At 71.6% G+C, this 15,594-nt stretch carries 15 protein-coding genes and 4 pseudogenes; 4 read left to right on the top strand and 15 right to left on the bottom strand.

Translation table 11 applies throughout. From position 1 onward, the window contains the following. Positions 1-13: 13 nt before the first annotated feature. The 5 genes and pseudogenes from AAG689_RS13735 to AAG689_RS13715 form a co-directional block, all read right to left on the bottom strand. Positions 14-823 (bottom strand): SDR family oxidoreductase, encoded by an 810-nt coding sequence (locus AAG689_RS13735; RefSeq protein ID WP_406622526.1) that lies wholly within the window; start codon positions 821-823, stop codon positions 14-16. Between the two features lie 24 nt (positions 824-847). Beyond that, complete coding sequence (locus AAG689_RS13730; RefSeq protein ID WP_406622525.1) at positions 848-1,666, bottom strand: IclR family transcriptional regulator; 819 nt, start codon at positions 1,664-1,666, stop codon at positions 848-850. Then, a complete protein-coding gene (locus AAG689_RS13725; RefSeq protein ID WP_406622524.1) occupies positions 1,663-2,505 on the bottom strand; it encodes an alpha/beta fold hydrolase in 843 nt (280 codons plus the stop codon). The genes AAG689_RS13730 and AAG689_RS13725 overlap by 4 nt, the downstream gene beginning before the upstream one ends. A gap of 14 nt (positions 2,506-2,519) precedes the next feature. Next, positions 2,520-3,043: pseudogene (locus AAG689_RS13720) on the bottom strand (cupin domain-containing protein). Positions 3,044-3,058: 15 nt separating this feature from the next. Continuing rightward, complete coding sequence (locus tag AAG689_RS13715) at positions 3,059-3,820, bottom strand: SDR family oxidoreductase (protein WP_406622523.1); 762 nt, start codon at positions 3,818-3,820, stop codon at positions 3,059-3,061. Between the two features lie 194 nt (positions 3,821-4,014). Here AAG689_RS13715 and gshA point away from each other — a divergent pair. After that, positions 4,015-5,558: pseudogene (gene gshA, locus AAG689_RS13710) on the top strand (glutamate--cysteine ligase). 209 nt (positions 5,559-5,767) lie between these two features. Here the strand turns inward: gshA and AAG689_RS13705 are convergent. Then, positions 5,768-7,465 (bottom strand): thiamine pyrophosphate-binding protein, encoded by a 1,698-nt coding sequence (locus AAG689_RS13705; RefSeq protein WP_406622522.1) that lies wholly within the window; start codon positions 7,463-7,465, stop codon positions 5,768-5,770. A gap of 216 nt (positions 7,466-7,681) precedes the next feature. Between AAG689_RS13705 and AAG689_RS13700 the strand changes: the two are divergent. Next, positions 7,682-8,580 (top strand): annotated as a pseudogene (locus AAG689_RS13700) (LysR family transcriptional regulator). Positions 8,581-8,733: 153 nt separating this feature from the next. Here AAG689_RS13700 and AAG689_RS13695 read toward each other — a convergent pair. The 3 genes and pseudogenes from AAG689_RS13695 to AAG689_RS13685 form a co-directional block, all read right to left on the bottom strand. Next, a pseudogene (locus AAG689_RS13695) lies at positions 8,734-8,817 on the bottom strand (twin-arginine translocase TatA/TatE family subunit); the annotation flags it as partial. 78 nt (positions 8,818-8,895) lie between these two features. Next, positions 8,896-9,105 carry an oxidoreductase-like domain-containing protein gene (locus AAG689_RS13690; protein WP_406622521.1) on the bottom strand — a complete coding sequence of 70 codons (210 nt, stop codon included), beginning with the start codon at positions 9,103-9,105 and terminating at the stop codon, positions 8,896-8,898. Between the two features lies 1 nt (position 9,106). Beyond that, entirely contained in the window at positions 9,107-9,340 is a 234-nt protein-coding gene (locus AAG689_RS13685; protein WP_406622520.1) for a hypothetical protein, read from the bottom strand. A gap of 56 nt (positions 9,341-9,396) precedes the next feature. Between AAG689_RS13685 and ylqF the strand changes: the two genes are divergently transcribed. After that, entirely contained in the window at positions 9,397-10,350 is a 954-nt protein-coding gene (ylqF, locus tag AAG689_RS13680) for a ribosome biogenesis GTPase YlqF (protein ID WP_406622519.1), read from the top strand. A 272-nt stretch (positions 10,351-10,622) separates the two neighbouring features. Here ylqF and AAG689_RS13675 read toward each other — a convergent pair whose 3' ends face one another. The 3 genes from AAG689_RS13675 to AAG689_RS13665 form a co-directional block, all read right to left on the bottom strand. Beyond that, positions 10,623-11,090 (bottom strand): OsmC family protein, encoded by a 468-nt coding sequence (locus tag AAG689_RS13675; protein WP_406622518.1) that lies wholly within the window; start codon positions 11,088-11,090, stop codon positions 10,623-10,625. Between the two features lie 65 nt (positions 11,091-11,155). Then, the gene (locus tag AAG689_RS13670; RefSeq protein WP_406622517.1) at positions 11,156-12,001 is read right to left on the bottom strand and encodes an EamA family transporter; all 846 of its coding nucleotides are present in this window, start codon (positions 11,999-12,001) and stop codon (positions 11,156-11,158) included. Between the two features lie 61 nt (positions 12,002-12,062). After that, positions 12,063-12,683, bottom strand: a complete 621-nt coding sequence (locus tag AAG689_RS13665; RefSeq protein WP_406622516.1) for a nitroreductase family protein — start codon at positions 12,681-12,683, stop codon at positions 12,063-12,065. Positions 12,684-12,763: 80 nt separating this feature from the next. Here AAG689_RS13665 and AAG689_RS13660 point away from each other — a divergent pair, with 80 nt between their 5' ends. Continuing rightward, the gene (locus AAG689_RS13660) at positions 12,764-13,657 is read left to right on the top strand and encodes a LysR substrate-binding domain-containing protein (protein ID WP_406622515.1); all 894 of its coding nucleotides are present in this window, start codon (positions 12,764-12,766) and stop codon (positions 13,655-13,657) included. 52 nt (positions 13,658-13,709) lie between these two features. On the opposite strand, the gene AAG689_RS13655 is transcribed toward AAG689_RS13660, so the two are convergent. The 3 genes from AAG689_RS13655 to AAG689_RS13645 all read right to left on the bottom strand — a co-directional run bounded on the left by AAG689_RS13655 (position 13,710) and on the right by AAG689_RS13645 (position 15,574). Beyond that, complete coding sequence (locus AAG689_RS13655; protein ID WP_406622514.1) at positions 13,710-13,970, bottom strand: hypothetical protein; 261 nt, start codon at positions 13,968-13,970, stop codon at positions 13,710-13,712. 85 nt (positions 13,971-14,055) lie between these two features. After that, positions 14,056-15,327: a hypothetical protein gene (locus AAG689_RS13650; RefSeq protein WP_406622513.1), complete on the bottom strand. Its 1,272-nt coding sequence runs from the start codon at positions 15,325-15,327 to the stop codon at positions 14,056-14,058. 31 nt (positions 15,328-15,358) lie between these two features. Next, on the bottom strand, positions 15,359-15,574 hold the full coding sequence (locus AAG689_RS13645; protein WP_406622512.1) for a hypothetical protein: 216 nt from the start codon (positions 15,572-15,574) through the stop codon (positions 15,359-15,361). Positions 15,575-15,594 lie beyond the last annotated feature (20 nt).

The raw sequence follows: 15,594 nt of genomic DNA, 5'->3' as shown, positions 1-15,594 counted from the left end.
CGCTCAGGGGGTGTTACGCATACCTTGAAAGACCTCCGGAAACGTCGATGTGGCTGCCCGTCGTGTACGACGACAGCGGGCTGGCGAGGAAGGCGATGGCCTGCGCGGCCTCGCGGGGCAGGCCCAGGCGGGCCAGCGGAATGGATTTCCGGGCGGCGAGCGCGCCGGTCCAGGCGGCCCAGTCCTGCGTCTGGTCCTCGCGCGCCTCGAAGCGGCGGCGCCACTGGCCGGACTCGATCAGGCCGACCAGGATGCCGTTGACGCGCACGTGCTGCGGCGCGAATTCGGTGGCCAGCGAGCGCACCAGGTTCTTGAGGCCCGCGCGCGCGGCCGAGGTGGCGACCATGTGCGGCTCGGGCTGCGCGGCCAGCAGCGAGTTCACGCAGACGATGGCGGCGTCGCCCGTCTGCCGGGCCTGCTGCGCCAGTTGCGGCAGGAAGGCCCGCGTGGGGTGGATGACGGAGAAGAACTTCAGGTGCAGCTCCTGGCTCCACGCCTCGTCGGTGGTGTCCGCGAAGGTGGAGACGCGGCCCTGGCCGGCGTTGTTGACGAGCATGTCCGCCGCGCCGAAGGCGTCCTGCACCTGCCGGGCGAACGCCTGCACCTGGGCCGGGTCGAGCACGTCGCACGGCGCGGCCAGTAGGCGCGCCTGCGGGTGGCTGGCGCGCAGGCGGGCTTCGGCGCCGCGCAGGCGTTCCACGTTGCGGCCGCAGAAGGCCACGGCGGCGCCGTGCTCCAGCAGCAGCTCCACGGTCGCCAGGCCGATGCCGGACGAGCCGCCCGTGACCACGGCCACGGTGTCTTGTACCTGGAAAGCAGTCATCTGCGCCAATCCCTTCTTTCTTGTCTAGATGGAATGCACCCGCGCGCCCTTGGGCGCCTGCGGGCGGTAGTTGAGCAAGCCGGAGAGTTCGTCCGCCGCCGCGCGCACGTGCGCGATCAGCTCGTCCGCGCGCGCCCCGTCCAGGCTCGATGCCGAGATGGTCGAACCCAGCGCGGCGACGATGCGGCCCGTGTGGTCGCGCACCGGCGCGGCGATGGTGGAGATGGACGCTTCGTAGAAGCCTTCGCCCGCCACGTAGCCGCGCTCGCGGTCGGCCTCGATCAGGTTGAACAGCGCCAGCGTGGTGGCGGGCGTGTTGGCCGAGAAGGCTTCGAGGTGCTCCTCGGGGTAGAGCAGGCGCAGCTCGGCCAGCGACATGTCGCACAGCAGCACGCGGCCGAACACCGTGCCGTGCGCGGGCAGGCGCGTGCCCACGCGCACCGAGCTGGTCAGCGGCGTGGGCGGCGTGACCTTGGCGACGTAGACGATGGAGCGCTTGTCGCGCACCACGATGTTGCAGGGGTAGCGGATCTCGTCGCACAGCCGCGTGATGACGGGCTGGCCGAGCTCGGTCAGCTCCAGCGACGAGAGGTATTCGAACCCCAGGCGCAGCACGGCCATGCCCAGGCGGTATTCGCCGCCCGCGCGTTCGAGAAAGCCCATGCTCTCCAGCGTGTTGAGCATGCGGAACACGGTGGCGCGCGGCAGCTCCAGGCGGCGCGCGAGTTCGGGCGCGCCCAGGGTGCGGCTGTCGCGGCCGAATTCCTGCAGCAGGCGCAGGCCGCGTTCCAGGGCGGGCACCATGTACTTGTCGGCGCCGGTTTCGGTGGGGGTGTTGGTCATGGAAGGCTCGCTGTGTGGTGAACGATCCATGAGGCTACCGCGCCGGGTTGCTCGGTCGGGCTGGCGTGGCCGGCGCCGGGGAGCAGGGTGAAGGGCGCCTGGTAGGCCCTGGCCCAGCGCTCGCACGCGGCGGGCGGGGTGACCACGTCGTGCTCGCCCACTGCCACCGTCACGGGGACGGGCGCCGGCGCATGGCGGCCCAGGTCGCTGTCGCAGAGCATGTGCACGGCCTGGCGGTAGCCGCCGGCGTGCAGGCGCGCCGTGCTCCAGCGCACCCATTCGCGGGCCTGTTCATCCGCTGCGGGGCTGAGCAGGCGCTGGTCGATGCGCTGCGCGAGACCATGAACGCCCAGCGTGTCGAGCGCGGCGAGGCGCTCGGCGCGCACCTGTTCGCGCTTGTCGCTGCCGGCATAGCCGCCGGCGGGGCTGATGAGCAGCAGGCCCGCCGCCTGCGCCGCGCAAGGGGCCGCCATCAGCGCGCCGAGCGAGTGGCCGACGAGTGCAACGCGGCCCGCGGCTTCCTGCGCGATCCAGGCGCGCAGGCGGTCGGCGTAATCGGTGTTGACTGGCGTGGGCGTGGCCAGCGGCGTGCTGGCGCCGTAGCCCGGCGCGTCCCAGGCCAGCACGCGCAGGCCGGGCGGCAGGGCCAGGGCCACGTCGTACCACGACGCGGCGGAGGAGCTGATGCCATGCAGCAAAACCACCGTCAGCGCAGGCGTGGCGTGCGCTGGTCGCTCTCGAAATGAGAGCGTCGCGCCGTCCGGCAGCGTGATGGCGCGCTGCGGGAACCGCGCGTCCATCGCGCGCGCCTTGGCGTGCAGGGTTTCGCTCCAGTGCATGGCCGTGTGCCCGTTCAGCGCTTGATCTTGGCCAGGGGGTGGTCGGCGGGGTAGGTGGGCGTGATGGGCTTCTTGGAGCCCAGCATCACGCACATCAGCGCGTCTTCGTCGCCGATGTTGATTTCCTCGCGGTACACGCCGGGCGGCACCGAGATCACGTCGCGGTCGCCCAGGATGGCCTCGTAGCGCTCGCCGTCCTTTTCCAGGATGACCTTGAGCTTGCCGCGCAGCACGAAGAAGATTTCCTCCACGTCCACGTGCAGGTGCGAGGGCCTTCGTGCCCGGCGGGGATCACCATGGTGGAGAAGGTGAAGTGCTCCGCCGGGATGGTGTTGCTGTCGGCGTTCACGCCGGTGCCGCCCGTGCCCACGTAGCGCATCTGGCCGCGGCGGTACTTGGGATCGAAGTCGGCCTGGAACTTCAGCGCGTCGAAGTCGTACTTGCGCGTGGAAAAGCGCGCGATGCGCGTCTCCATCCAGTCCTTGAAGCTCGCGCCCTCGGGGCGGTCCCAGCTGCGGGGGGTGTTGTTGTCGCTCATCGTGTGCTCCTCGTTTCAATGCATGACAAAGCCGCCGTTGACGGCGAGAACCTGGCCGGTGACGAAGCGCGCGCCGTCGGACAGGGCATAGACCACCGCGCCCGCCACGTCCTGGGGGCGCTGCTCGCGCTGCAGCGCGCGCTGGTCGATGTAGAGGCGGTGGCGCGACTCGGGCACGTACTGCGTCGCCTCCACCAGCACCAGTCCGGGGGCCACGGCGTTCACCGTGATGCCGTCCGCGCCCATCTCGCGGGCCATGGCGTGCGTCATCGCGATCACGGCGCCCTTGCTCGCCACGTAGGCCATGAGGTTGGGCGCGCCCCACAGGGCCGTGTCGGACGCGAGGTGGACCACCGCGCCCCGGCCGCTCTCGCGCAGGGCGGGGCGGCAGGCGCGGGTCATGAGCCAGGTGCCGCGCACGTTCACGGTCATCACCTGGTCCCACTTGTCGAGGGCGATGTCGTCCATGCCCTTGCCGCCGGAATCGGTGACGGCGGCGTTGTTCACCAGCCCGTCCAGCCCGCCCAGCAGGCGCACGGCCTCGTCGGCGCAGCGCTGCACCGAGGCGGGGTCGGCCACGTCCACCGGGACGCCTACCGCGTCATGGCCCCGCGCCCGCAGGTCGGCCACGGACTGCTGCAGCAGGTCGCCGCGCAGATCGGCCAGCGCCACCCGCGCGCCGTGCTCGGCCAGCGCCTGCGCGAACGCCAGCCCCAGGCCCCGCGCGGCCCCGGTCACCAGGATGCGGCGGCCTTGCAACTGGCCGATGGAAGGCATGGATGGGGTCACAGGCATTGTTTCACCTAAGAGACATTGATTAATTAATGAAACGAGCGCAGTGTACCGACGGCCCAAAAGGGAGTTGAAGACGGGAAAACCCTAGCTTGTGGACCGGGCGCCAAATCCGCAGCCCGGCAGCCGGGGGCGCGGCGTGCTAAGTTCCGGCACCTTTTGAAAGACGACCGACACGAATGAGCACCCTGCAGCAGCGCATCGCCGCCCTGTCCGCCGACCGACTGGCGGGCATGCGTCGCGGCATAGAAAAAGAAGGACTGCGCGTGCAGCCCACGGGCGCGCTGGCGCTCACGCCCCACCCGGCGGCGCTGGGGGCGGCCCTGACCCACCCCAGCATCACCACCGACTACAGCGAATCGCAACTGGAGCTGATCACCGGCGCCCACCGCACGGTGCAGGCCGCGCTGGACGAGCTGACCGAGGTGCACCAGTTCGTGCACCGCGTGCTGGCCCAGCAGCAGCCCGGCGGCGAGATGCTCTGGGCCTCCAGCATGCCGTGCATGCTGCCCACCGACGAAACCATCCCGCTGGGCCGCTACGGCGGCTCCAACATCGGGCGCGCCAAGAGCGTCTACCGCATGGGGCTGGGCCACCGCTACGGGCGGCGCATGCAGACCATCTCGGGCATCCACTACAACTGGTCGCTGCCGGGCATCACCAGCGAGCAGTACTTCGGGCTGATCCGCAACTTCCGCCGCCACGCCTTCGTGCTGCTGTACCTGTTCGGCGCCTCGCCCGCGCTGTGCCCGTGCTTCGTCGAAGGGCGCCAGCATGCGCTGCTGCCCCTGCAGGGCGAAGGCGGGGGCAGCGCGCGCTGCACCTGCCGCACGCCACCTCGCTGCGCATGGGCCGCCTGGGCTACCAGAGCGATGCGCAGGCCACGCTGGCCGTGAGCTACAACGGCCTGCAGGGCTATGCGGCCTCGCTCTACGAAGCGCTCACGCGGCCGTACCCGGCCTACGAGGCCATCGGCATTCGCAACCTGGGTGGCGAATACAACCAGCTCGGCACCAGCCTGCTGCAGATCGAGAACGAGTTCTACGGCACCATCCGCCCCAAGCGCACCGTGCAAAGCGGCGAGCGCCCGCTGCACGCGCTGCGCGAGCGCGGCGTGGAATACGTGGAGGTGCGCCTCATGGACCTCGACCCGTTCGAGCCCGTGGGCATCACGGCCCAGACCATGCGGCTGCTGGACGTGTTCCTGCTGCACTGCCTGCTGTCCGACAGCCCGCCCGACACGCCCGAGGAAATCGCCGCGCTCAAGCGCAACCAGCACCTGACGGCCGAGCGCGGGCGGGAAGAAGGCCTGCGCCTGGAACGCGGCGGCGCCCAGGTGCCGCTCACCGCATGGGGCGCCGAGGTGCTGGCCGAGTGCGGCCCGATCGCCGCCGCGCTCGATGCCGCCCACGGCGGCGAAGCCTACGCCCATGCCCTGGCCGCCGCCCAGGCCGCCATGGCCGCGCCGCACGTCACGCCCTCGGCCCGCGTGCTGGCCGAACTCACGCAGCAGCACGGCGGCGACTTCACCGCCTTCGCGCGCGCCTATTCGCAGTCCGCGCGCGACGTGCTCCTTGCCCAGCCGTGGACGGAGGCGCAGCAGCAGCGCTATGTGGCCCTGGCCGAGCAGTCGCTGGAGGCGCAGCGCGCCATCGAGGCTGCCGACACGCTGCCGTTCGAGCAGTGGCGCGAGCAGTACATGGCGGTCGAGCAGCTCGGCTGAAATAAGCGACAACCCCCTGAGGCGCTTTGCGCCTTCCCCTTCTCTCTACGCGCTGCGCGCTATGGGAAGGGGGACGCCGCCCGTGCGGCGGGGCGGCCCTTGCACGGCGGCCCTCGCTTGGGCCGCGCCAGTTTCATGCGGCGTGGTGATGCGCGGCATCGGTTTGAGGTGTTTTCGGCCTCAAACCCTTATGTGGAAAGCGCAGAAAGCTATCTTTTTTGCATGCGCTCCAGCGCTGCCTCGCGAATCCCGTCCAGCGTGCCGGTGGGCGTGATGGCCTGCGGGTCGATCAGGCAGTGCAGCACCGCCGGCAGGCCGCTCGCGCGGGCGCGGGCCAGGGCGGGGGCGAAGTCCTCGGTGCGCTCCACGCGCTCGCCGTGGCCGCCGAAGGCGCGGGCGTAGGCGCAGAAGTCCGGGTTCTTCAACTGCGTGGCGCTGATGCGGCCGGGGTATTCGCGCTCCTGGTGCATGCGGATGGTGCCGTACATGGCGTTGTCCAGCAGCACCACGATGATCGGCAGCCCGTACTGCACGGCGGTGGCGAACTCCTGGCCGTGCATGAGGAAGTCGCCGTCGCCCGCGAACACCACCACCTCGCGCTCGCGCCACAGCCGCTTGGCGCCCACGCCGGCCGGCAGGCCGTAGCCCATGGAGCCGCTGGTGGGCGCGAGCTGGCTGCCATACGTGGTGAATGGCCAGAAGCGGTGCACCCAGGTGGCGAAGTTGCCCGCGCCGTTGCAGAAGATGGCGTCCGCCGGCAGCACCTCGCGCAGGTGCTGCATCACCGCGCCCATCTGCAGCGGGCCGGGGATGCGGATGGCTGCCGGGTCGCTCCAGGCCAGGTATTCGGCGTGCGCCGCCTCGGTGTGCGCGGCCCAGCGCACGGGCGCCGTGGGCAGCATGCTGGCCAGCGCGGCGGCCATGGCCTGCGGCGTGGCGTGGATGGCCTGCGCGGGGCGGTACAGGCGCCCCAGCTCATCGGCGTCGGCATGCACGTGCACCAGCGGCTGCGCGGGCGTGGGGATGCCGAACAGCTCGTAGCCCTGCGAGGGAATCTCCGACAGCCGCCCGCCCAGCACCAGCACCAGGTCGCTCGCGCGGATGCGCGCCAGCAGCTTGGGGTTCACGCCCAGGCCCAGGTCGCCCGCATAGCTGCCGTGGCTGGCCGGGAACAGCATCTGGCGGCGGAACGAGCAGTAAACCGGCAACTGCCACGCGCTGGCGAAGGCGGCCAGGTCGCGCACCGCCTGCTCCGACCAGCGGCTGCCGCCCACGATGGCCACGGGCCGCTCGGCCGCCTGCAGGCGCGCCGCCAGCTCCTGCAGTGCAGGGGCGCCGGGGTAGGTCTCGGGCACGGTGTAGGGCAGGGCGTCGGCCACCTGCACGGCGTCGGTCAGCATGTCCTCCGGCAGCGCCACCACTACCGGGCCGGGGCGGCCCGAGGTGGCGACGTGGAAGGCGCGCGACACCAGCTCGGGCACGCGCCGCGCGTCGTCGATCTGCACCACCCACTTGGCCATGGTGCCGAACACGGCGCCGTAGTCGATCTCCTGGAACGCCTCGCGCCCCAGCGCGCCGCGCGCCACCTGGCCCACGAAGACGATGAGCGGCGTCGAATCCTGGTGCGCGATGTGGATGCCCGCCGACGCATTCGTCACCCCCGGCCCGCGCGTCACGAAGCAGATGCCCGGCCGCCCGGTCAGCTTGCCTTGCGCCTCGGCCATCATGGCCGCGCCGCCCTCCTGGCGGCAGACCGTCACGGCGATGCTGGCGTCGTGCAGCGCGTCCAGCACGGCCAGGTAGCTCTCGCCCGGCACGCAGAACAACTGCTGCACGCCGTGCACGATGAGCTGCTGGACAAGGATCTGCCCGCCCGTGCGGGCGGCGGCGGTGGCGGATTGCGGCATGGCGGTCGTCGGAGAAAAGGCGAAACCGCGACTATCGCCCAGCCGCGCGCCGCTGCATAGCGAAAAAGCGGAACGACTTGTTGCGTCGTGCGCATGAACTGGCAAGATGTGCGCCAAGGCCCGCATGCCGCCAGCGCTTGTCCCTAAAGCGCCAGGGCCTGGTAGCCCTCCGTCGCGGGAGGGCTGGTTCATTCGCACACTGCATGAATTCGCGCCATGTTCCGCAAACTCTTCCTGCCCCCGTGGCCGACCTGCTGGCCTTCGAGGCCGCCGCGCGCCACGCCAGCATCTCGCGCGCCGCCGAGGAACTGCACCGCACGCAAAGCGCCGTCTCGCGCCAGGTGCGCCAGCTGGAGGCGCAGCTCGGCCAGGCCCTGTTCACCCGCGTGCGCCAGCGCGTGGTACTCACCGACGCGGGCCGCCTCTACGCCGCCGACGTGCGCGCCGCGCTGCAGCAGCTCAGTGCCGCCACGCAAAAGGCCATGGCCCTGGCCGACGGCGGCGGCCTGCTGCACCTGGCCGTGCTGCCCACGTTGGGCGCGCGCTGGCTCGTGCCGCGCCTGCCCGCCTTCGCCGCGCTGCACCCGGAGCTGACGGTGAACCTCTCCGCCCGCAGCGAGCCCTTCGACTTCGCCCAGGAGCCGTTCGACGCCGCCATCCACTACGGCGCGCCCCACTGGGCTGGCGCCGTGTGCGACTACCTCATGCGCGAGGAGGTCGTGCCCGTGTGCAGCCCCGCGCTGCGCCAGCGCCAGCGAATCGCCACCCCTGCCGACGTGGCCGGCTTCACGCTGCTGCACCAGACCACCCGCCCCACGCTGTGGGCCGACTGGTTCGAGCAGGAGGGCGTGCCCGCGCCCCAGGCCCTGCGCGGCCCGCGCTTCGAGCAGTTCGCCATGATCGCCCAGGCGGTCATCTCCGGCCTGGGCGCGGCCCTGCTGCCGCGGTTTCTGATGGAGGAGGAACTGGCGAGCGGAGCGCTGGTGGAACTGCCGGGCGGGGTGATGACCAGCAGCGATGCGTATTACCTCGTGGTGCCGCTGGCAAGGGCGCAGGCGCCGGGGGTGAGGGCGTTCAGGGCCTGGATGCGGGAGGTGGCGGCAACGCTACCTTAGGTAGAAACCGAACAAGCCTATGCCGCAGACCAAAGCCAACGTACCCAGCCATATCCACAGACGATGCTTTCGAGGTAACGAGTCGTCGATGTACTCGGCCTCTCGCCCAGTATTCGCTGGCTGGGCTGAAAATAACAACGCGAAAGCCGCCGGGATTGATCCGATACGTCGAACGCCAAACACCAAGGCGACGATGAGTAAGACGATCAACCAGTGCCAAATGCTGAATCCGTTCATGCTATGAAGTCTTTCCGCAGCGTGTGTTTGCGACGATACCTGACGTGGAACTGGGAGCAAGCAGTCCAAACGTCGCAATCAGGAGTGTTCTATCCCGAGTTTTCTCACTGTCTCCAGCGCATCTTCGCACCACCACTGCGCCGCCGCATAGAACCCTTCCCACACGCACCCATTGCACCCCCGCCCGCAGCAACTCGTGGGCTCGGGCGGCGGCAAACGGAGGATCACACCCGCGCGCTCAGCCTCGGCCTGCAGCGCGGCGAAGCGCTGGCGCGTGGCTTCGAGCATGTCAGCGGCGGCGGCCGCGCCAGCGGATGAGGCCGTAGCGCGCCAGGAAGGCGCAGCCCAGCACCAGGGCGAACCAGCCGGCCAGGTAGGCCTGGCCCATGATTTCGCGCACGTCGGGCGAGCGCGCCACGTAGGGGGCCAGGAGGACGATCACGCCGATGAGCGCGCACACGGCGCCCTTGAGCAGCAGCTCGGAATCCTGCTTGCGCTGTGGCGACTGGGAAGAAGAAGGCATGGCGGGCATTATCCTTGGCGCCTTCGTTCTCCCCATTCGTGAAAGTACACAGCCCCATGGCCATCCAGTGGTTCCCCGGTCACATGCACCTGACGCGCAAGGCGATCGGCGAGCGCATCAAGGACATCGACGTGGTGATCGAGCTGCTGGACGCGCGCCTGCCCGCGTCCAGCGCCAACCCGCTGCTGGCCGAGCTGACGGGCCACAAGCCCGCGCTCAAGATTCTCAACAAGCAGGACGTGGCCGACCCGGCGCGCACCCCGGCGTGGCTGGACTGGTACAACGCCCGCCCGGGCACGCGCGCCATCGCCCTCGATGCGTCGGACGCCGCGCCCGCGCGCCGCCTCGTCGACGCCTGCCGCCAGCTCGCGCCCAGCCGGCGCGGCCTGTCAAAACCCATGCGGGTGCTGATCTGCGGGATTCCGAACGTGGGCAAGTCCACGCTCATCAACACTCTCTCGGCCAAGCGCGAGGCCAAGACGGGCGACGAGGCGGGCATCACCAAGCAGGAGCAGCGCATCGTGCTCGACGATGACTTCTACCTGTGGGACACGCCCGGCATGCTGTGGCCGCGCATCACCGTGCCCGAGAGCGGCTACAAGCTCGCCGCCAGCGGCGCCGTGGGCCGCAACGCCTACGACGAGGAGGAGGTGGCGCTGGAGCTGCTGGCCTACCTCAAGCACCAATACGCGCCGCTGCTCGACGCGCGCTACAAGCTGGGGCTGCAGGCCGACGCCATCGCCGCGCTGCACGACGACGAACTGCTGGAGCGCATCGCGCGCAAGCGCGGCGCGGTGATGGGCGGCGGGCGGCTCAACCTGCAGAAGGCCGCTGAGATCGTGCTCACCGACCTGCGCAGCGCGGCGCTGGGCCGCGTGACGCTGGAGACGCCGCAGGAGTTCGAGGGCTGGCTGGCCGCCGCCGCCGTGCAAGAGAAGGAGCGCGCCGAGCGCAAGGCCGAGCAGCAGCGGCGCAACGAGCGGCGGGCGCGCAACGCGCCGCCGCAGTAGGGCGTCTCATTCATCCAATCCCCCGCGCGCTGGCCCCGCAATGGGGATGGATGCGCGAAGCGCGGCGCAGCCAATAGCCGTAGCTATGGGCAAGCCGTGCGACAAAGCAGACGCCCCATTGCGGGGCCGGCCCGTAGGGAGGGGGCATCCGGGCGGCGCATTGCGTCGTTGCGGCTCGCTTGTGTAGCAGAGCTACACGGCACTCACCGCGCCTAGCACTGCACCGTCCGGACGCCCCTCGCGCGGGGGATTGGATGGATGAAACGCCCTGGTCACGCCACCGGCTCGCAGCGCACCTCGGTCTTCACCGAGTTGGCGATGAAGCACTCCGCGTGCGCCTCGTGGTGCATGGCGTGCAGCTGCTCCGGCGTGGGCTGCGCGCCGCCGAAGCGCACCTCGGGCCGCAGCGTGACCAGCGTCATCGCCATGCGGCCCTGCGCGTCGTGCGCCATCACGCCTTCGGCGGCGTCGCGGTAGCGGTCCACGCACCACCCCTGGCGCGCGGCGATGGAGAGGAACCACAGCATGTGGCAGCTCGACAGCGCGGCGACGAAGGCCTCCTCGGGGTCCACCGCCGCAGCGTCCGACCAGGGCAGCGGCACCACGTGCGGGGACGAGGAGCCGGGCAGCTCCGCCCCGCCGTCGAAGCGCAGCAGGTGGCGGCGGCTGTAGCGATTCTTCAGGAAGTCCTCGGGCGGCGCGGTGCGCTCCCAGAGGGTTTCGGCGTGGTAGGTGGCCATGGCGCGTCCTTGAAGTGAAAAATGCCTCCAGCGCTTGCCGGTCAAGCGCAGGCAGCTATCAAATTCTAGGCATTGCGCTGCCCCAGCCAGATGCCACCCAGCACCAGCGCCACGCCGGCGATCTGCGGCCCGGCGAGCGTCTGGCCCAGGAAGGCCCAACCGAGCAGGATGGCCGTGACCGGGCTCAGGAACCCCAGCGACGCCACCACGCCCGGCTCCAGCCGTGCGATGCCGCGGAACCACAGCACATAGGTCAGCGCCGCGCCCACCAGGCCCAGCCACGCCAGCCCCAGCAGGTGGCCCGCCGTGGGCGCAGGCCAGTGGGGGCCGGCCAGCAGCGCGACCGGCACCAGCAGCAGGCCGCCCGCCGTGAGCTGCCATGCGGCGAAGGTGCGCAGCGGCACCGGCGGGCGCCATTTGCGCGTGAGCACCGTGCCGCAGGCCATGGAGACCGCGCCGGCCAGGCCCGCCGCGATGCCCGTGGCGTCCAGCGCCGCGCCGGGCGTGAGCACCAGCAGCGCCACGCCCGCGAGGCCGGCCAGCGCCCCGAGCACCGCCGCCGGGCGCACCGCGCTGCCCAGCACCGCCGCCGCCAGGAAGACCACCACCAGCGGCTGCACCGCGCCCACGGTGGCCGCGGCTCCGCCCGGCAGCCGGTAGGCCGAGACGAACAGCAGGCTCCAGAACACCGAGAAATTGAGCGCGCCCAGGATGAACACGCGCAGCCACCAGATGCCCTGCGGCAGCCGCCGCGCGGCCAGGAGCAGCAGCAGGCCCGCGGGCAGGGCGCGCAGCAGGGCCACCGTCATCGGCGGCACCTGCGGCAGCAGCTCGGTGGTGACGATGTAGGTGCTGCCCCAGATGGCCGGGGCCAGCGCCGTCAGCAGCAGGTCCCGTGTCCGTGTGGTCATTGGAAAACCCCCGTGCTGCGCACTGCGGTGCGAGTCCCCTTCGGAACGGCCGGGCGGGGGCTCATGCGAACTCCAGCACCTGCGCCAGCGGGCGGCGCGGCTTTTGCGGCCAGTTGCCGGGCGCGGCGCGGCCTACGGTGGCGAGCATCACCGGCACTTCGCCGGGTGCCAGTTGGAACTCGCGCGCCACGCCTTCGGCATCGAACCCCGTCAGCGCGCAGGACACCAGGCCCAGCGCCTGCGCCGCGTGCATCAGCGTCATCGCGCCGAAGGCGGCCGAGCGCACGGCCTCGTCGCGCGCCGCCTGGGGCGTGGCGTATTGCAGGCGCGCGGCCTGCTGCCAGCCCTGCGCCATCCCGGCCGGCATGTGGCCCGCCTCCACGAACGGCTGCAGCCGCCCGGCCAGGGCCTGCGGGTCGGCGAGAACTCCGCAGACGATGAAGCAGACGGCCGCCTCCGCCACCTTGGCCTGGTCCTGCGCCACGGCGCGCAGCCGGGCCTTGGCCGCGGGCGTGCGCACGGCGATGAAGCGCCAGTTCTGCAGGTTGTAGGCGGTGGGCGCGCGCGTGGCCAGGCGCACCAGCCGCTCGATCTCGGCGTCTGCCAGGGTGTGGGTGGCATCGAAGCGGTTGGCCGAGATGCGCTGCTCGATGAGGGTGAGGGCGGGGTGTGTCGTCGTCATGGCATGACTGTAGGTAATTCACTCTCAATTGATAATTGGCGAATATTGAAAGAAACTGTTCACCAACAGATGGGAATGCCATGGACCGCCTGACCGCCCTGCAGGTCTTTCGCCGCGTGGCCGAGCGCGGCAGCTTCGCCGATGCGGGCCGCAGCCTGGGCCTGTCGCCCGCGGCCATCAGCAAGAACATCGCCGAGCTGGAAGCCCACGTGGGCGCGCGCCTGATCCACCGCACCACGCGGCGCATGGCGCTGACGGAGGAAGGCCGCCTGTACCTGGAGCACGTGACGCGCGCGCTGGACGCGCTGGCCGAGGCGGACACGGCGCTGTGCCCCATCAAGGCGGCGCCCAGCGGCCTGCTCAAGGTGAGCGCGCCGATGACGGTCACGCTGACGCGGCTGTCCAGCGCCATCCCCGCCTTCCTGGAACGCCACCCGGGCCTGCGGCTGGACCTGCAGCTGGACGACCGGCGCGTGGACATCGTGCGCGAGGGGTTCGACCTGGCCATTCGCGGCAGCGACCGGCTGGAGGATTCGTCGCTGGTCGCCCGCCCGCTGGCCACCATGCCGCACGTGCTGTGCGCCGCGCCGGCGTATTTCGCGCGGCGCGGCCGGCCCGCGGCGCCGGCCGACCTGAACGCGCTGGACTGCGTGCGCTTCAGCCTGTCGGGCCATGCGGACGTGTGGGAGTTCCACCAGGGCGGCCGCACCGAGCGGGTGGCGGTGGATGCGCGGTATTCTGTGTCGTCGAGCCTGGCCGTGCGCGATGCGCTGCGTTCCGGGTTCGGCGTCAGCCTGATCCCGCGCCCCTACGTGGAGGACGACCTGCGCACCGGCCGGCTGCAGGCCGCGCTGGAGGATTGGGGCACGGTGGAGACCACGCTCTACGCGGTCTACCCGTCGCGGCACTACGTGGCGCCCAAGCTGCGCGCGCTGCTGGACTTCCTGGTCGAGGCGTTCGAGGAACAAGGGTGAAATAGGGCTCCAGCGCTTATCCATAAAGCGCGGGCAGCTATGGAAAAAGGAGCTACCACGCCAGCGGCGCGGGCCCGTCCGTCCAGAACAGGATGCGCCGCGCCTCGGCGTAGCGCGAGGTGCCGTACTGGCAAGGGTCGGGCCCGCCGGCCCTGCGCAGCAGCGCCAGCGTGCCGCCCGCCGTGCCCACGGCCAGGGTGTCGCCCGGCCCGGGGGAGATGCACAGCACCGCGCCGCCGCCCACGTGGTGGTGCCACAGCGCGCGGCCGTCCTCGGCCAGGCCGAGCAGGTTGCCGCGCGCGTCGCCGTGCACGGCGGTGCCGTGGAGCGCGGCGCGGGGGGCGGGTCTTGGAGGGGCGGGTCTCCCTCGGCCGGGGTGATGCGCAGGCCGTCGGCGCTCACGCGCCAGCAGCGGTCCGTCCAGGCCAGCAGCGAGCCGTCGGGTTGCCAGCGCAGGGCGTGCACGCGCTGGCCGTGGCGCGAGGCGTGGCGCGCATAGGCGCCGGGCGCGAAGGCGAAGCGGTGGTGGAAGCGCTCGGACAGGCTGGCGTCCGCCAGGGCGTGCACCGTGCGCGCCAGGTGCAGCACGGCGGCGGCGTGCAGGCCGCGCGGGTCGGCCAGGGGCGGCGGGCCGTCCTCGGGCTGGGCGGCCCAGTGCTCGCGCACCACGGCGGCGTGCGCGCGGCCGGCGGCTTGCCAGTCGCGCGACAGGGCGGTGAGCGCGGGGCCGAAGACTTCGGCGTCGGACTCGTGCGGCGCGAAGGGGGCGTGCGCGGCAGGGCGGGGAGCGGGCCATCGGCCGTCTGCGCATCGGGCGGCTGCTGCTCCACCGCGGCGAACAGGCGCAGCAGGCGGTCCATGTGCTCCACCGCGTCGTTGGGCAGCAGCTCCAGCGCGTCGCCCTCGCGCTGGTGGTAGCTGATGCGCAGGCCCGGCGGGTGGGCCGTGCCCGCGCCTTCGGCCAGATCGATCTGGTAGCTGGCGCGGGTGTCCTCGGGCGCGCCGTCCCCGTTGCGCCAGTCCAGCCGCAGGGCGCGCCCGCCGTGCGGGTGGGGCTGGAGCGTGCAGGCCCAGGCCTCGCCTTCCCAGCCGTCGATGCGCTGGCCGGTGAACACCGGCAGCCGCGTGAGCGCCTCCACGCGCGCGGGAGTGAGCAAGGCGTGCAGCCGTGCGCGCAGCGGCCGCCCGGCGCGGCGCTGGGCTTCGGCCAGGCGCCAGTAGCGCAGCACGCCGTGCCAGCCTTCGGTGCAGGCTTGCAGCGCCTCGGGCGGGGCCTGCGCGTCCAGCGGCAGCCAGGAGCCGGGGCGGCCGGTGCCGTCATGGCGGCGGTACTGGCATTCCAGTGTGTCAGGCGCGGCGGGGGTGGCGGCGCCGCGCAGCCGCGCCCAGGCCCGGGCCAGCGGGCGGCCGGGCGCATGCGCGGGCAGGGCGATCCAGAAGTCCCAGCGCTTCCAGAGCGTGATGAACAGGGCGTCGTGGTAGGCGTCCTGGTCCTCGTCCACATGGCTGCGCGTGAGCAGGAAATCGGTCTGCCCGAACCAGCCGGCCGCCTTGTGGCGGCCCTTGTCGGGCAGGGCGGCGCGCAGCAGCTGGCGCAGGTGCTCGGCGCTCAGGGCGTCGCCGGGGCACAGCGCGGGGTCTTGCGGCAGGTCGAAGAAGGCAAGGGGCATGGCTGCGGCGCATGGTAGCGCCGCCGGGGCGTCAGTTCTGCAGGGCGATGAGGCCCTCCCGCACATAGCGCTCGAACTGGTCGCGCGGCAGCGCGGCCAGGCCGGCCGCGCCGTTGCTTTCCTGCCAGCTCAGCGTGACGCTGTCGGCGGCATGCGTGAGTTCCACGGGGCCTTGGGGAATGGCGATGGGCATGCCGTCTCCTTCCCGGTAGGTCACGTGGCCTTGGATGATGGCGTACTGCGGCATGGGCGGGCTCCTGGGCAAAA

Source organism: Acidovorax sp. SDU_ACID1 (assembly GCF_045291395.1).
Taxonomy (GTDB): domain Bacteria; phylum Pseudomonadota; class Gammaproteobacteria; order Burkholderiales; family Burkholderiaceae_C; genus MR-S7.
Note: the sequence above shows the minus strand (reverse complement) of the source record. Positions and strands in the feature narration are given on the sequence as shown.